Below are 14,897 nucleotides of genomic sequence, written 5' to 3' on the forward strand. Positions count from 1 at the left end.
TCGGCTCCGGGTCCCGCCGGGAATGGGCGACGGGTTCCGGAGCCGAACGCTGTACGAGATGCCACCTTCTCGCCGTTAATACAGGCGTCGGGACCCGCTCCGGCGTTACACCCCTTGCTGACCTGCGACGGAAGCACCGGCCGGGGTCCCGCCGAGGCTGCCGTAGCGCTGCACCCGCTGCCACCGCAGCCGGGTGCCCACGACCGCCGTCACCAGAGAGTGGATCACCACGAGGTACATCAGCTGGCGATAGACGACCTGCTGCAGCGGGAGCGTCCACAGCGCGGTCGGGCGCTCGTGGTCCAACTTGAAGGCGTACAGCGCCATCACCATCTGGACCGCGAGGAACGCCAGCCAGACCGCGCCGACGCGCGCGGCGTCGTTGAAGACGAGCCCGTAGATCGCGAACACGTCCACGACCGGGGCAAGCAACGGCATAAGAACCTGGAACAGCAGCATGTAGGTCAGACCGCGGCGCCCGAGCTTCCCCTCGGCGCCCCCGCGCAGAACGCTGCGACGGTGCTTCCACATGGCTTGCAGCGTGCCGTAGCACCACCGGTAGCGCTGCCGCCAGAACTGCCGAAGTGAGGACGGCGCCTCAGTCCATGCGACCGCGCGTTCCTCATACACCGCGCGCCAGCCATCACGGATCACCGCCATGGTCAGGTCCGTGTCCTCGGCCAGCGTGTCGTCACTGACGCCGCCGACCCGGGCCAGCGCCTCGCGCCGGAACGCGCCGACCGCTCCGGGCACCGTCGGCATGCAGCCGGCCAGGTCGTACATACGACGTTCCAGGTTGAAGCCGACCACGTACTCGATGTGCTGCCAGCGGCCCAGGATGCCTTTGCGGTTGCCGACCTTGGCGTTACCGGAGACCGCGCCGACCGAGGGATCAGCGAACGGCTGCACCAGGTGCCCGACGGTGTCAGGTTCGAACACGGTGTCACCGTCCATCATCACCAGCAGATCGCCGCGGGCGGCGACGGTGCCGGTGTTGAGCGCGGCGGGCTTGCCGGCGTTGGGCTGGCGGATCAGGCGCAGCGGAGGCAGGCCGGGACGACGACGGCGGATCAGATCCTCGACCACCGCGGAGGTGCCGTCGGTGGACCCATCGTCGACCACGATGATCTCGATCGGGTACGTACTCGCCGACAGGGACTCGACGGTGGCACGAATGCCGGCTTCCTCGTTGTACGCCGGGACGATCACCGACACCGGCCGTGTCACCGGCGGGCCCCACGGGGCGGCACGGCGCTTGCGGTGCCTTCGAGCTGCTACTAGTAGAAGCACGACGCGGACCGCACCGATGACGCCGGACAGGAGCACCGCCCAGCCGAGCCAGCGCACGACGAAGTCCGACACCTGGACGGCGAGGATCAGGCCTTTGCCCTTCCAACGCGCGACGGTGTTCGCCGGAGCGAGCGGTGAGGGTGCTCCCACGGCGCCGGTCACGGTGGCGAAGGTGTAGCCACGCGCTTGAAGTGCCGGGATCAGCTGGTCCAGGGCCGCAACGGTCTCCGAGCGGTCGCCGCCGCCGTCGTGCATCATCAGGACGAAGCCGGGCGGCGGTGCGGCCGGGGTGGCCTTCCCCTTCGCCGCAGCTGCACCCGATGCCGGAGCTACGACCGGGGCCGGGGTCTGCGTCGAGGTCAGAGTCTGCTTCGAGGTCAGGGTCTGCGTCGAGGTCGGCGGGATCGACGCATCGAGGATCTTCTGCACACCCTCGCGCTGCCAGTCCTGACTGTCCCGGTCGGTGAGGACCACGAGGTACCCGTGCTTGCCGGCGTCCTGGATCGCGGCCCAGTCCAGCCGGTCGACGGCGTCTGGCTCGGAGGAGTACGGCGGACGCAGCAACGGCGTGGAGATCCCGGTCGCACCGGCGATCGCCGACTGGGTCTGGGAGAACTCCAGCGAGCGGCGCCAGGACGGCGCGGTGCCGAGGTCGTCATGCGTGAAGGTGTGGATGCCGACCTCGTCACCGTCGGCGACCTCGTCGCGCACCAGGCCAGGGTCCTCGGCCACATGCGCGCCGATGACGAAGAACGTGCCGGGGACGTGGTGCTTGGCCAGCACGGCCAGCACCTGCGGAGTCCACTGCGGATCGGGCCCGTCGTCGAAGGTCAAGGCGACCTTGCCCGGCTGCACCGCGAGCGAACGCTGAGCCCCGGCCCGCGTGTCGACGACCGGCCCGCCACCGCTGATGGAAGCCGGGACGCCGGCGTTGCCCAGCGGCTGATGCGGACCGCCACTGCCCTCAGCCGCGACCTGGTGATTAAGGATGCCGCCAAGTGTGAGCATCGAAGCAAGGACGAGCAGCAGCACGGCCATCAGGAGCCAGTGACTGCGCGGGGTGCGCACCGGGACCGCACGATGGCCGGCCACGGACCGACGGGGCGGACGCCCCGGCCCCGGCGGGGGCGGCGGAGCACCGGCGGGGCGGACGTTGGGACCGGGGTAGTTGTCAGGTGCGGGCGGGTACGGGTGCGGACCACGCGGCGGTGGAGGGCCGTCACCGGGGTGAGGACGGGGTGAGCGGCGGGCTGCCGGGGCCGGGCGCGGTGAGGCACCGGGACCGTAGTCGGTATGGGAGTCGGGCTGGGACCAGCGGCCGGAAACAGCCGGATCAGACTCCGATCGACCTCCGTAACCGACATGCGCATCGGGCTGCGACCAACGACCCGAACCGACTGGATCAGGCTCCGTCCGACCTCCGTAGTAGGCACGCGCATCAGGCTGCGACCAACCACCCGAACCCGCCGGATCAGACTCCGTTCTACCTCCGTAGCCGGCACGCGGATCAGGCTGCGATCGGGACACGGAACCGTAGCCGTCGGATCCGTAGTGCTCGGCCCCGTAGCCGTTGGAACCGTAGCCCTCAGAGGCGTAGCGATCGGCGTCGTGGCCCGAGTGCGAAGACGTGGGCATGTCCGCCGCCCTCAGCTGCTCTGGACCGGAGCCGGCGACTTGCGCCGGGTGTGCCCGGGCGGCGTCGGGTTGCCGTGGGTGTTCGCCGGACTCGTCGCCCCGGACGTGCCGGTCGGCATCGGCGTCGTTGTCCCGGAGACCGTGGGCGTGGGCTCCGACGGCGCGCTCTGCCGCGGAGCCCCGCCCGGCGCGGTCGCCCGTTCCCCGGTCCGGTGATCTGTACCGCCGGCGGCGGGGTGCACCGCATCCTGGCCGGCGCTCGACGTGGCCGACGGCGCGGCGTTCGCCGACGATGCCGGTCCCTGCGCCTTGCCCGACGGGATCCCGGGCACCGGCAGCAACGCCTTCGGCGGGATCGGTCCGCCGGCGAAGCTCACCGCGAGCAGCCCGCCGTATCCAGCCAACACCGCGATCGCCGCCAGCGACGCACGCCGGGCCAGCTTGCGCCGCCGCCCCGAGGCGTCCACGAAGATCGGGACGCCGGATGCCGAGACACCCGTCGAAGCACCCGTCGGAACACCAGAGTCCGGAGCGCCCGCTACAGAACCGCCGCCCGCCGAAGCACCCGCCCAGGTGTCAGGCCTCGCATGCCCGGGCGAAGCATGCTGATCCGACACCGGATGGTGTCCAGACGCCGCATGCCGTCCATGCACCACAGTTTGACCGGGCTCTAAATGCCCAGCCTCTGCGGGGCCGACGCCGACCGCCGCCCCGACCAGCGTCGCATCATCGCCCCCCGCAAACGTCCGCTGCTGTCGTCCCGGGGTCTGCACTGTTCGCCGTGTCCTTCGCCGTCAGGTGATGGCTGTGCCCCGCCGCGTCGCAGCGGGGCACAACCTGGAGGACCGGCCGGCAGGGATGGGTACGGCCGGGCTCGCATGCCGCGAATCCCTCTTGCCGGAATAGGCGCGCCGAGCCCGTCTGCCGTTACTTCACCAGGTCAGAGCGTGGTTTCAGCAGTTTCAGCGGTTTCAGCGTTTGATGCGGGACGGGTTCGGCGTGTGGTCGTGCCCGTTCCCCTCCGGCGAGGAGGTACTCGCCGGAGCAAAGGTCCCGCTGCTGCTGGGGCTGCTGCTGTTCGGCTTGTGGTCGTGCGACGGCGACGGCGTCCCCGGCGTCGAGGCGGCCGGAGTGGTCGGAGCACCGGTCGGCTGCGGGATCGGGCTCCCCGAAGACGCCGCGAGCACCTGCGCGCAGAAGCCGGCGATCTTGTCCGCGCCGCCGGCCAACGTGGCGAGCTTACGTCGGTCGTGCTCGCTCAGACCGCTGTTGCCGTTGCCGTTCCCGTCCTCTTGGTGCGCAACGTACGTACGGCACAGCGCCACCACATCCGCGGCCGGGGCCGGGGCCGACGTGCTCGGCGCCGAGCCGTCCGACGTACCCGACGGTGTGCCCGGCAGCAGCCCTCCGCTGCTCGACGGGTCACCGGACGCCCGGTTCGGGCTCTGCGAAACCTTCGATCCCGGCTGCCCGTGCGACGAACCAGGCGAGGATGCCATGGTCTGCCCGGCCCGCGGTTCGGCGTCCGGTTCCGGCACGCCGACGCCGCCGAGCACCTGGTGCGCGGCCCGCTGGATCGGTGAGGGGAGCACGTCGGCCTCGGCCGCGACGGCCACGCCGGTGACGGTCAGCGCCCCGGCCACGGCGGCCAGCTTCACACCGATCAGCCGCCGCAACGGAACCCCGGCTCCGCGCCGGACCGGCGTCGTCCCCGCAGTTCCCGCGGTTCCCGCAGCCCCTGCTCCCGCAGTCCCCGCCTTCTCGAACGCCCTGCGTGCCGCCTCGTAGCCGCGCAGCTCGTGCGGCCACGGCGGCGCGGTCGCCGCGGACAGGACCCGGGCGAGCGCCCGCGCGTCCGCCGACGGCCCGAGGTCTGCGAGGAAGTCCACGCTGCTCACGGTCGTGCCACCTCCGTTGTCCCCCGAGCCTGCGTGTCCGTCCGGCGTCCAGCCCCCTTCCGGGGCCGCCGGAGCGGTGAGTCCCGCTGGGCCCTGTGCGCCATCGGTGGCATCTCCGGCGCCGTCCCAACCGGCCGAGTATGGCATCCGTTGTACTGATCCGGCGACGGCAGAATTTCCGCTACCCGGAAGAGCGCCCGGACCAGGCACCGGACTCCCGTACCCGTTTCCAACACCAGACTGTCGATCCGGAGTGGGAACCGTGGGAATCGGGGCCGGGCCGAGGCCGGCGGCCCGGAACGCATCGAGCAAACGCTCGGCCTCATCGTCGCTGAGCTCAGCCATACTCCGCACCCTTCACCGTGCGCGAGCCCCTGCCGTTCCGGCCGGTCCCCGCGTCGCCGGTCCCCTCCATTCCCCCGTTAGCGCCCGATGCGCCCGTTGTACCTGGCGTCCCCGTACTACCTGCCCCCGTACTACCTGTCGTCCCAGTGTCGTGGCCGGCATCGCCGTCGGCCTGCTGTTCGGCCAGGATCACCGCGAGCCGCTTGAGCCCGCGCATGGCCGCGATCCGCACCGCGCCGTCCCGCTTGTCCAACACCTTCGCCGTCTGCGCCACGTCCATGCCGGCCACCACCCGCAGCAGCACCGCCTCGGCCTGGTCCTTGGGCAGCCGGGCTATCAGCCGCAGGGCACGCTCGGTGTCCTCGCGCTCGGCGGCGGCGCGCTCGGTGTCGTCGGGGGCCGGCCAGTCGGTGACGTACTCGGCCACGTCGCCGTTGTCCTCCTTGCGGCGCGAAGCCTTGCGCAGCTCGTCCAGGGCGCGGTGGCGCGCCACCCGGAACAGCCAGACGCGGAACCCGGCCGCGTCGCCACGATACCCGCGCACGTCCTTGGCGGCCTGCAGCCAGGTCTCGCTGGCCACGTCCTCGGCGGCGTCGCCGACCACGGCGCGCAGGTAGCGCAGCAGCAGCGGATGCAGGGCGTGCCAAAGCTCTGCGAATCCCGTCTCCTCGCCGCGGCGGGCCGCGGCCAGGGCGGAATCCAGGTCGCCCCAGGCCAAGCCGTACCCCTCCTCGAACCATGCGTGCACGAGCACCGCCGCTGCTACAGCTTGTCGCCGCCCGAACGATACACGCCCGCGCGGCCCCGTCCGACCTGACGGGGCGACACGCCACCGCCAGAGGTATGGCGTTTCCTTGACGACAGTCATACATTGGTGATGACCGGGCGACCGCGCCGGTCCGGACCCGTCCGCGACAGAGCACCGGGAGGACACCGATGAGCCCGTTCCGGGGTTCGGCCCCGTTCACCGACAAGTGGGACCACTTCGGCGTCGAGCACGCCGACGGAGTCACGACCGTCACCCTCAACCGGCCCGACAAGATCAATGCCTTGACCTTCGAGGCCTACGCCGATCTGCGCGACCTGCTCGCCGAGCTGCCGCACCGCGGTGACACCCGGGTACTGGTGCTGCGCGGGGAGGGCCCGGGCTTCTGCTCCGGCGGGGACGTCAACGAGATCATCGGCGAGCTGCTGAAGATGCGCCCGGACGAGCACCTGTCGTTCACGCGCATGACCGGGGACGTGGTACGCGCGATCCGCGAGGTCCCGATCCCGGTGATCGCCTCGATCCACGGCATCGCCGCCGGCGCCGGCTCGGTGCTGGCCCTGGCCGCCGACTTCCGGATCGTGGCCCGCTCGGCGCGCTTCGCTTTCCTGTTCACCAAGGTCGGGCTGTCCGGCTCCGACATGGGCGCGGCCTACCTGCTGCCGCGGATCGTCGGGCTGGGCAACGCCACCAAGCTGCTGATGCTCGGCGACACCGTCAAAGCGCCGGAGGCCGACAAGTACGGCCTGGTCAGCGAGCTGGTCGAGGACGAGGACCTGGCAGGGGCGACCGCCGCGCTGGCCCGCCGGCTGGCCGACGGCCCGGCGCTGGCCTACGCCCAGACCAAGATGCTGCTGACCCGCGAGCTGGACATGGGCCTGTCGCCATCGCTGGAGATGGACGCCGCGGTCCAGGCGCTGCTGATGAACACCCGCGACCACGCCGAGTTCCATCGCGCGTTCAACGCCAAGGAGACGCCGAAGTGGGAGGGCCGATGAGCACGCAGCCGATGACTCCCGAGCCGACCCGACAGCCGGCGGCCCCGCAGCCGACCCGGCCGTCGACCCCGCACGAGCTGGTGAACCCGCCGCAGCTGGCCGCGGCCATCGGCTTCTCGCACGCCGTGGCCGCCGGCCCCGGCCGCACGGTCTACCTCGGCGGCCAGGCCGCCCTGCACCCGGACGGCACCGTCGACCCGAAGGCGACCCTGGTCGAGCAGTTCGACCTGGCGCTGGCCAACATGGCCGCGACGCTGTCCGCCGCCGGCGCCAGGCCGGAGCACCTGGTCACCGTGACCGTCTTCGCGACCAACGCCGAGCAGTACCGCGCGGACCTGAAGGAACTCGGCGCGGTCTGGCGCCGCCACCTGGGCAAGCACTACCCGGCGATGGCCTTCTTCGAGGTCAAGGGCCTGTTCGACCCGGCGGCGCTGGTGGAGCTGACCGGCGTCGCGGTGGTGCCGTGAGCTCGGGGGCGGCCAGGCGGATCGCGGTCGTCGGCGGCGGCCCCGGCGGGCTGTACTTCGCGGCGCTGGCCAAGCAGCTGGACCCGGCGGCGACCGTCGACGTCTGGGAGCGCAACGCCGCCGACGACACCTTCGGCTTCGGCGTGGTCTTCTCCGACGAGACCCTCGGCGGCATCGAGCACGCCGACCGCCGCATCCACGAGTCGATGGCCGCCGAGTTCGCACGGTGGGACGACATCGACGTGCACTACCGCGGCAAGGTCGTGACCTCCGGCGGCCACGGCTTCGCGGCCCTGAGCCGGGTCCGGCTGCTGCAGATGCTCCAACGGCGCTGCGCCGACCTGGGCATCACCGTGCGCTACCTCACCACGGCCCCGCCGACCGAGCAGTTGGCCGCCGAGTACGACCTCGTCGTGGCCGCCGACGGTGTCAACTCGGCGATCCGCACCAAGTACGCCGACTCTTTCCGGCCCTCGGTCAGCACCCACGAGTGCCGTTACATGTGGCTCGGTACGGACCTGGTCTTCGACGCCTTCCGGTTCCAGGTCCAGCCGACGCCGTACGGCGTCATGCAGGTCCACGGCTACCCCTACGACGCGCAGGGCTCGACCTTCATCGTGGAGATGCACGAGCGGGTCTGGCGCGCGGCCGGCTTCGACCGCTTCGCCGCACGCGACTTCGCCCCCGGCGAGAGCGACCACGAGAGCATCGCGCAAATCGGCGAGATCTTCGCCGACATGCTCGACGGCCACCAGCTGATCGCCAACAACTCGCGCTGGCTCAGCTTCGCGACCGTGACCACCGCCCGGTGGTCACACGGCAATATCGTGCTGCTCGGCGACGCCGCCCACACCGCGCACTTCTCCATCGGCTCGGGCACGAAGCTGGCCATGGAGGACGCCCTGGCCCTGGCGGCGTGCCTGCACGAGAACCCGGACACCGCTTCGGCGCTGGCGGCGTACGAGGCCGAGCGCCGACCGGTGGTCGCTTCCACGCAGCGCGCCGCGGCGGCCTCCCTGCGCTGGTTCGAGGACCTGGGCCGGTACACCGACCAGGAGCCGCTGCAGTTCGCGTTCAACCTGCTCACCCGCTCGCGCCGGGTCACGTACGACAATCTGAAGCTTCGCGACCCGGAGTTCGTGGCAGAGGTGAACGGCGACGCCACTCCCCCGATGTTCCGACCGTTCCACCTACGGGGACTGACACTGAAGAACCGCGTGATCGTCTCGCCGATGGACATGTACTCGGCCCAGGGCGACGGCATGCCGAACGACTTCCACCTCGTCCACCTGGGCTCCAAGGCACTCGGCGGCGCCGGCCTGGTGATGACCGAGATGGTGTGCGTCTCGGCCACCGGCCGTATCACCCCAGGCTGCACCGGGATGTACACCGAGGAGCAGGAAGCAGGCTGGCGCCGGATCGTGGACTTCGTCCACGCGCAGTCGACCGCGGCGATCGGCCTGCAGCTCGGCCACTCGGGCCGCAAGGGCTCGACGAGGCTGATGTGGGAGGGCATCGACGAGCCGCTGCCGGAGGGCAACTGGCCGGTGGTCGGACCCTCGCCGCTGCCGTACAAGCCCGGTGTGAACCAGGTCCCGCACGAGCTCACCATCACCGAGCTCGACGCGATCAAGGCCGAGTTCGTCACCGCGGCCGAACGAGGCGCCCGCGCCGGCTTCGACCTGCTGGAACTGCACTGCGCCCACGGCTACCTGCTGTCCAGCTTCCTGTCGCCGCTGGCCAACCAGCGCACCGACGAGTACGGCGGCTCGTTGGGGAACCGCCTGCGCTTCCCCCTCCAGGTGTTCGACGCGGTACGCGCCGTATGGCCGCCCGAGCGCCCGATGACGGTCCGCGTGTCGGCGACCGACTGGGCCCCCGGCGGCGTCGACGGCGCGGAATCGGTGGAGATCGCCAAGGCCTTCGCCGAACACGGCGCCGACGCCATCGACGTCTCCACCGGCCAGGTCACCTCCGCCGAGAAGCCCGAATACGGACGCTCCTACCAGACCCCGTACGCCGACCGCATCCGCCACGAAGTAGGCATCGCCACCATCGCCGTGGGAGCCATCTCCTCGTACGACGACGTGAACTCGATCCTGCTCGCAGCCCGCGCGGACCTGTGCGCCCTGGGCCGCACCCACCTGTACGACCCGCAGTGGACCCTGCACGCCGGCATCGAGCAGGAGTACAACGGCCCGGGCGCGGCGTGGCCCGCACCGTTCCGCGCCGGCGCGCGCAAGCCGGCCTCGGGCCGGACGGACGGGCCACGGCCCCGGCTGGACCTGATCCGGGAGGGCGTCGGCGAGACAGCACACGCCCGGTGGCGGCCGGGAGGGTAATCAAAGACGGCGGCGCGGCCGGCACGGAATTGCCGACCCGCCGCGAGCGCGTCACGATTCTGCGATGGAAGTCTCCATGACCCCGGCCCAGGCCAAGCGCTCGGACCGGAGACGGCAGGTCGGAGCTGTCATGGTGGCGATCGTGACGGCCGGTGTGCTCGCCGGTGTCATCGCCGCCAACGACGGCTCTCTCCTCGGCGATCCCGACCGTCCCGCCCCTCCCGATCCCCGCCTGGTTCGGCACGGTCTACGCCTTATACCGAGGTCGACTCCAAAGGGCTGCGCAGCCGCCGGTGGATCGAGAAGTACAACGTGCCGCGGTCCCATGTTGCGAAGGTCACCGTCGAGCGGTCCTCGTCCAACGGGAGCAATTCGGCGAAAGTGGCGGTCTACGATGCGCACTCCCACCGTTGGTACCTGGGAGCCCCGAACCTGTGGGGTTCCGACAGCGCCGACTTCCAAACCCAGGCCGACCGCATCGTGGCCGACTGGACCACCGCACGCAGCATCGGCCGTGGCCCCGGCTCGTACCGTCTGATCCGCAGACGAAGCCCTCGGTTTCTGATCGGCATGAGCGTGCTCGCGGCAGCGGCGACCGTCGGCTGGATTCTCGTCGCCGCCCACTCGGCACCTATGGACTGGAAAGCCCACCGTGGGCAGGGTTCCTACGGCACGTTCACCGTGACCGAGGTGATTGCTTCAAGGGTTGTTCCTACGGAGGCGACTTCGTGTCGGCCAACGCCACCGCAGACCGCCACGGCGTATCTATCGATACCCTGGCCGACAACCTCTCCGTCGGGGACCGACTGCCCGCGATCAATGTCGACGGCAGCATCGACGGGCTCGATGGCGACGGACCTGTCGCCATCGACGGCGTCGTTGAGGCCGTCACGGCCAGCCTTGCCGCCTACGCCGTCACGAAGCTCGCGTGCGACTTCCTGCGGCGCCACCGAGAGCTGCGGCGTTGACGATACGGTCGATCACCAGCTCGGGCTCGTCGGTGGACAGCGCATGCCCGCTTCCCGGGACGATTTCGACGCGGGCCGACGGAATCAACTCTGCGATCCGCTCGGCGACCTGCTCCGAGTGGTGGAGCGCACTGCGCGCGCCGAGCAAGAACTGCACTGGCACTCGGATCCTCCGCAGTTCCTCGTCGGCGAACACGTCGGTCTTCGGGAGCCTGCGACGGAAGCCCACTGACACGCGCATCAGCGCCATGAGGTCGTCGTCCAGGATCGCGCTGTTATGGACCCTGCGGGACAGCCACGGCCGCATCGGGCGCGGCGCCAGCCCGGCCATCCCTCCGAAGATCACCCATCGGTAGAACCGCCAGCCGACCTCGGCGAAGCCCGCCGGGTCCACCAGCGTGAGGCGCATTGCGCGGCCCGGGTGGTCGATCTGGTGCTTCAGCGCGATCCAGCCGCCGTATGAGCACCCGACGATGTGGGCGTCCATCACTTCCAGGCCGGTCAGCACCTCGTCCAGCCAGGCCGCCGCGTCCCGGCCGTCGGCGATCGGCTCGGTCTGCGCGCTGGCGCCGGGTTCGCCGACGGTGTCGACCGCGTAGACGGCGTGGTCTCGGCTCAGTGCTTCGACATAGCGGTGCCACATCACGGCGTTCCCGCCGGACGCGGGCAGCAGAACGAGCGGGTCGCCCGTCTCGGGGCCGGTGCGCACGACGCGGGTGGTTCCGAACCGGGTCGGCACGTCCAGCAGGGTCCGGGAAGCCGGCCACAGCTTGTCGAGAAGCTGCTCATAGGTGGTGTGGAAGCGCTCGGCGGCCTTCGCGTCCTTGAACTGGCTGACTGTCATGATACATGTGTATCACGACATGATACAGGTGTACCACGAGAGAGAGGTCACACCATGACCGCGCGGGTCGACCACGAGGAACGCAGAACCCAGATCGCCGAGGCACTGCTCCGCATCGCCGACACACAGGGCCTGCAATCGGCGAGCATGCGCGCGGTCGCGGCCGAGGCCGGCGTGTCCCTGCGCCTGGTGCAGTACTACTTCACCACCAAGGAAGCCCTGCTGCTGGACGCCCTGGCACGGCTCCAGGGCCAACTTCAGGCCCGTATGAACACCTGGATCGCCGCCGCCGGCAGCCCGCCGACCCCGCGCTCAGTAATCACCGCGATCCTGTCGTGCATCATCCCGACCGACGCCGAGAGCAGCCGCATCGCCCGGACCTACAACGGCTACTACACCCTGGTCCTCAGCGACCCGGACATCTTGGAGAAGCACGGCGCGGCCCAGCCGGCCGTATTGGAAGGCTTCCTCGCCAAGCAAGTCCAGGCAGCCCAGCAAACCGGCGAGGTTACCGCGGACACGAACCCTGAAATGGCAGCAGCAGGGCTGCTGGCCATGGTCAACGGCCTGGGCTCCAGCGTGCTCGGCGGCCAGCGTACCGGCGAGGAAGCGCTGGCGATCCTCCGGTACTACCTCGACACGACGCTCTTCACGTAGGCCAACCCGCGAGCACGCAGCCGGTCGTGCAGCCCGAAGAAGATGTCTGCGGCCTGCGTGCCCTGCCAGTCCTCCGGTAGTAGTTCCGGCGGAAGACCGGGGTCTCGGTACGGCATGCGGCGCCAGGCGTCCAGAGCGAGCAGGTACGTGGCGAACGCATCGGAGTCGGCGTCGTCGGCCGAATCCGCGTCCGACGCGGTCTTGAGGAATTGCTCGGAGAATTCCGCGTACCCGGCCTGTACCGCACCGAGGTCCCACCAGCGTGCCGCCGCGTCGCGCAGGTCGGCGTAGGCGAGGTAGTCGGCGTGGAAGAGGTCTACGTACGGAGCAAGTTCCAGCCGCTCCAGCGTGTGGCGCGCCTCCTCCGCCAGGTGCGACGGCGCGATCCACACGCCGGGCGCGGTGGCCCCGAAGCCGAGGCGGGACAGGCGCGAGCGCAGCAGGTGGCGGCGGTGGCGTTCGGTCTCCGGGACCGAGAACACCGCCAGGACCCAGCCGTCGGACAGCCGCACGTCCTGACGCAGGTAGATGCGCCGGTCGCCATCGGCCAGGATCTCCTCGGCCTCCGCCGACAGCGAGTAGCCTGCGACACCGCCGACCTGGTGGGCCTGCAGGAAGCCGCGCTGTTTCTGGCGGGAGACCGCCGAGCGGACCGCCGGGGCATCCACGCCGAGCCGGCCCAGCAGGGTCACCAGGTCCGCAACCGCGATCCAGCCGCCGAGTTCACGGCCGTAGGCGCCGAAGAACGACACGATCAACGACCGAGGCGTCGGCGCCTTCATCGCGGTGGCCTCGGGCCCCGCCCCTTCGGTCTTCGACGGTGCGCTCACTGGCTGCGGTTTCTTCCTGGCGGCGGTGGTCGCGGTCTCGGCGGGCTCGGGCGGCACAGCGGCAACATACCGTGCCACCCGCCCGGGCTCAGAGCAGATCTCTGAGCTTGAACCGCTGGAGCTTGCCGGTGTTGGTCCTGGGCAGCGCCGGTACCAAGTGCACGGCCCGCGGGTACTTGTACGGTGCGATCCTCGCCTTGACGAATTCCTGCAGCTCCTTGATGGCTGCCTCCCCGGTCGGGGCCTCCGGCCGTAGGACCACGAAGGCCGTCACCAGCTGCCCGCGGTCCGGGTCCGGCATGCCGATGACGCCGGCTTCCAGCACCGAAGGATGACGCAGCAGCGCGTTCTCCACCTCGGGACCGGCGATGTTGTACCCAGAGGAGATGATCATGTCGTCCGAGCGCGCCTGGTACCAGAAGTAGCCGTCCTCGTCGCGGATGTAGGTGTCGCCGGTGTAGTTCCAGCCGTGGCGCACGTACGTGGCCTGCCGCTCGTCGGCCAGGTACCGGCAGCCGATCGGGCCGCGCACGGCCAGCAGCCCCGGTTCGCCGTCTGGCACAGGGTGTCCGTCGGTGTCCAGGATCGCGGCCTGCCAGCCGGGCACCGGACGCCCGGTGGAGCCGGGGCGGATGTCATCGTCGGCGGCAGAGATGAAGATATGCAGCAGTTCCGTGGCGCCGATGCCGTCGATGATCTTGACTCCGGTCGCGGCGTGCCAGGCCCGCCAGGTCTCCCCCGGCAACGCCTCCCCCGCCGACACACAGCGGCGCAGGGTGCGCAGCCGGGTATCGCCGCCGGACACCTCAGGGTCGAGCATCGCCAGCATGGCGCGGTACGCGGTCGGCGCCGTGAACAGGACGCTGACACCGTGCTTGTCGATTGCCGCGAGCAGGGCCTCGGGGCTGCCACGCTCCAGCAGCACCGTGGAGGCCCCGATGTGGAGCGGGAAGATGACCAGGCCGCCGAGCCCAAAGGTGAAGCCCAGGGGCGGGCTGCCGGTGAAGACGTCGTCGGGTTCGGCCTTGAGGATGTGCTTGGCGAAGGTGTCGGCAATGGCCAAGACGTCGCGGTGGAAGTGCAGGCAGCCCTTGGGGCGGCCGGTCGTACCTGAGGTGAAGGCGATCATCGCGACGTCGTCCTGCGACGTCTGCACGGTGTCGAACTCCGGCAGGTCGGCGACGCGGGAGCACCGCTCGACCAGGTCTTCGGGCCCTTCCCCGCCGACAGTAACGACCTGCATGCCGGTCACGCCGGCGCCCGCGGCCTGCTCGTCACAGCCCGGCGCGCACAGTGCGACGCTCACCTGCGCGATCTCAGCGACGGTCGCGATCTCCTCGCTGCGCAGCAGTGGTACGACCGTGACCACCACGCCGCCGGCCTTGAGCACGCCGAACCAGCACGCCACCGTCCAAGGACTGTTCGGGCCGCAGATCAGGACGCGGTTCCCGGGCACGACCCCGAGGTCGGAGGTCAGGACGCGCGCGATCTCGTCGCTACGCCGGTCCAGGTCGCCGTAGGTCCAGGTCTCGGCATCGGAGATGAGGCACCTGCGGTCCGGCCCGAATCTGGCGATCGCGGTGTCGAGCAGGTGCCCGGCGCAGTTCAGCCGGTCGGGGTAGTGCAGTCCGTCAAGGTCGAAGCGCAGCTCAGGCCACCGGTCCGCGGCGGGCAGGCGGTCGCGGGCGAAGCTGTCGACGTGCGCTGACGGAAGCAGGTCCATCGGGTCCTCCAGGACTCCGTGGGGCTGGCTGGGCTGGCGTTACAGCGGGGTACAGCGGGTGCGGCAAAGACAGGGCCGAGCTCGACGGCTCCAGCGTACGACTTCTGTGACGGCAGTCAAGATTTTGTTACATT

General features: G+C 70.5%; 12 protein-coding genes. 5 read left to right on the top strand and 7 right to left on the bottom strand.

Annotated features, from left to right (window positions below):
* Positions 1-105 precede the first annotated feature (105 nt).
* The 4 genes from ABH926_RS32495 to ABH926_RS32510 form a co-directional block, all read right to left on the bottom strand.
* A complete protein-coding gene (locus ABH926_RS32495) occupies positions 106-2,328 on the bottom strand; it encodes a bifunctional polysaccharide deacetylase/glycosyltransferase family 2 protein (protein ID WP_370369924.1) in 2,223 nt (740 codons plus the stop codon).
* Between the two features lie 608 nt (positions 2,329-2,936).
* Complete coding sequence (locus tag ABH926_RS32500; RefSeq protein WP_370369741.1) at positions 2,937-3,392, bottom strand: hypothetical protein; 456 nt, start codon at positions 3,390-3,392, stop codon at positions 2,937-2,939.
* Positions 3,393-3,896: 504 nt separating this feature from the next.
* A complete protein-coding gene (locus tag ABH926_RS32505; RefSeq protein WP_370369742.1) occupies positions 3,897-4,823 on the bottom strand; it encodes a hypothetical protein in 927 nt (308 codons plus the stop codon).
* Between the two features lie 337 nt (positions 4,824-5,160).
* Positions 5,161-5,922, bottom strand: coding sequence for an RNA polymerase sigma factor (locus ABH926_RS32510; RefSeq protein ID WP_370369743.1), 762 nt, complete (start codon positions 5,920-5,922; stop codon positions 5,161-5,163).
* Between the two features lie 182 nt (positions 5,923-6,104).
* On the opposite strand from ABH926_RS32510, the gene ABH926_RS32515 reads away from it, so the two are divergent.
* The 4 genes from ABH926_RS32515 to ABH926_RS32530 all read left to right on the top strand — a co-directional run bounded on the left by ABH926_RS32515 (position 6,105) and on the right by ABH926_RS32530 (position 10,709).
* Entirely contained in the window at positions 6,105-6,932 is an 828-nt protein-coding gene (locus tag ABH926_RS32515; RefSeq protein ID WP_370369744.1) for an enoyl-CoA hydratase family protein, read from the top strand.
* Complete coding sequence (locus ABH926_RS32520; protein WP_370369745.1) at positions 6,929-7,399, top strand: RidA family protein; 471 nt, start codon at positions 6,929-6,931, stop codon at positions 7,397-7,399. The genes ABH926_RS32515 and ABH926_RS32520 overlap by 4 nt, the downstream gene beginning before the upstream one ends.
* A complete protein-coding gene (locus ABH926_RS32525; RefSeq protein ID WP_370369746.1) occupies positions 7,396-9,741 on the top strand; it encodes a bifunctional salicylyl-CoA 5-hydroxylase/oxidoreductase in 2,346 nt (781 codons plus the stop codon). The genes ABH926_RS32520 and ABH926_RS32525 overlap by 4 nt, the downstream gene beginning before the upstream one ends.
* A gap of 728 nt (positions 9,742-10,469) precedes the next feature.
* The gene (locus tag ABH926_RS32530) at positions 10,470-10,709 is read left to right on the top strand and encodes a hypothetical protein (RefSeq protein WP_370369747.1); all 240 of its coding nucleotides are present in this window, start codon (positions 10,470-10,472) and stop codon (positions 10,707-10,709) included.
* Here ABH926_RS32530 and ABH926_RS32535 read toward each other — a convergent pair.
* The gene (locus ABH926_RS32535) at positions 10,657-11,553 is read right to left on the bottom strand and encodes an alpha/beta fold hydrolase (RefSeq protein ID WP_370369748.1); all 897 of its coding nucleotides are present in this window, start codon (positions 11,551-11,553) and stop codon (positions 10,657-10,659) included. The genes ABH926_RS32530 and ABH926_RS32535 overlap by 53 nt on opposite strands.
* Before the next feature lie 54 nt (positions 11,554-11,607).
* Here ABH926_RS32535 and ABH926_RS32540 point away from each other — a divergent pair, with 54 nt between their 5' ends.
* Positions 11,608-12,210 carry a TetR/AcrR family transcriptional regulator gene (locus ABH926_RS32540; RefSeq protein ID WP_370369749.1) on the top strand — a complete coding sequence of 201 codons (603 nt, stop codon included), beginning with the start codon at positions 11,608-11,610 and terminating at the stop codon, positions 12,208-12,210.
* On the opposite strand, the gene ABH926_RS32545 is transcribed toward ABH926_RS32540, so the two are convergent.
* Together ABH926_RS32545 and ABH926_RS32550 are read right to left on the bottom strand one after the other, a co-directional pair.
* Positions 12,183-12,992: a PaaX family transcriptional regulator C-terminal domain-containing protein gene (locus ABH926_RS32545; RefSeq protein ID WP_370369925.1), complete on the bottom strand. Its 810-nt coding sequence runs from the start codon at positions 12,990-12,992 to the stop codon at positions 12,183-12,185. The genes ABH926_RS32540 and ABH926_RS32545 overlap by 28 nt on opposite strands.
* 136 nt (positions 12,993-13,128) lie before the next feature.
* On the bottom strand, positions 13,129-14,763 hold the full coding sequence (locus tag ABH926_RS32550; RefSeq protein ID WP_370369750.1) for an AMP-binding protein: 1,635 nt from the start codon (positions 14,761-14,763) through the stop codon (positions 13,129-13,131).
* Positions 14,764-14,897 lie beyond the last annotated feature (134 nt).

Source organism: Catenulispora sp. GP43, from assembly GCF_041260665.1.
Lineage (GTDB): Bacteria > Actinomycetota > Actinomycetes > Streptomycetales > Catenulisporaceae > Catenulispora.

Coding starts and splice junctions, on each gene's coding strand:
- ABH926_RS32495 (WP_370369924.1), bottom strand. CDS start 2,328: ATGGCCGTGCTGCTGCTCGTCCTTGCTTCGATGCTCACACTTGGCGGC.
- ABH926_RS32515 (WP_370369744.1), top strand. CDS start 6,105: ATGAGCCCGTTCCGGGGTTCGGCCCCGTTCACCGACAAGTGGGACCAC.
- ABH926_RS32520 (WP_370369745.1), top strand. CDS start 6,929: ATGAGCACGCAGCCGATGACTCCCGAGCCGACCCGACAGCCGGCGGCC.
- ABH926_RS32535 (WP_370369748.1), bottom strand. CDS start 11,553: ATGACAGTCAGCCAGTTCAAGGACGCGAAGGCCGCCGAGCGCTTCCAC.
- ABH926_RS32540 (WP_370369749.1), top strand. CDS start 11,608: ATGACCGCGCGGGTCGACCACGAGGAACGCAGAACCCAGATCGCCGAG.
- ABH926_RS32545 (WP_370369925.1), bottom strand. CDS start 12,992: ATGAAGGCGCCGACGCCTCGGTCGTTGATCGTGTCGTTCTTCGGCGCC.
- ABH926_RS32550 (WP_370369750.1), bottom strand. CDS start 14,763: ATGGACCTGCTTCCGTCAGCGCACGTCGACAGCTTCGCCCGCGACCGC.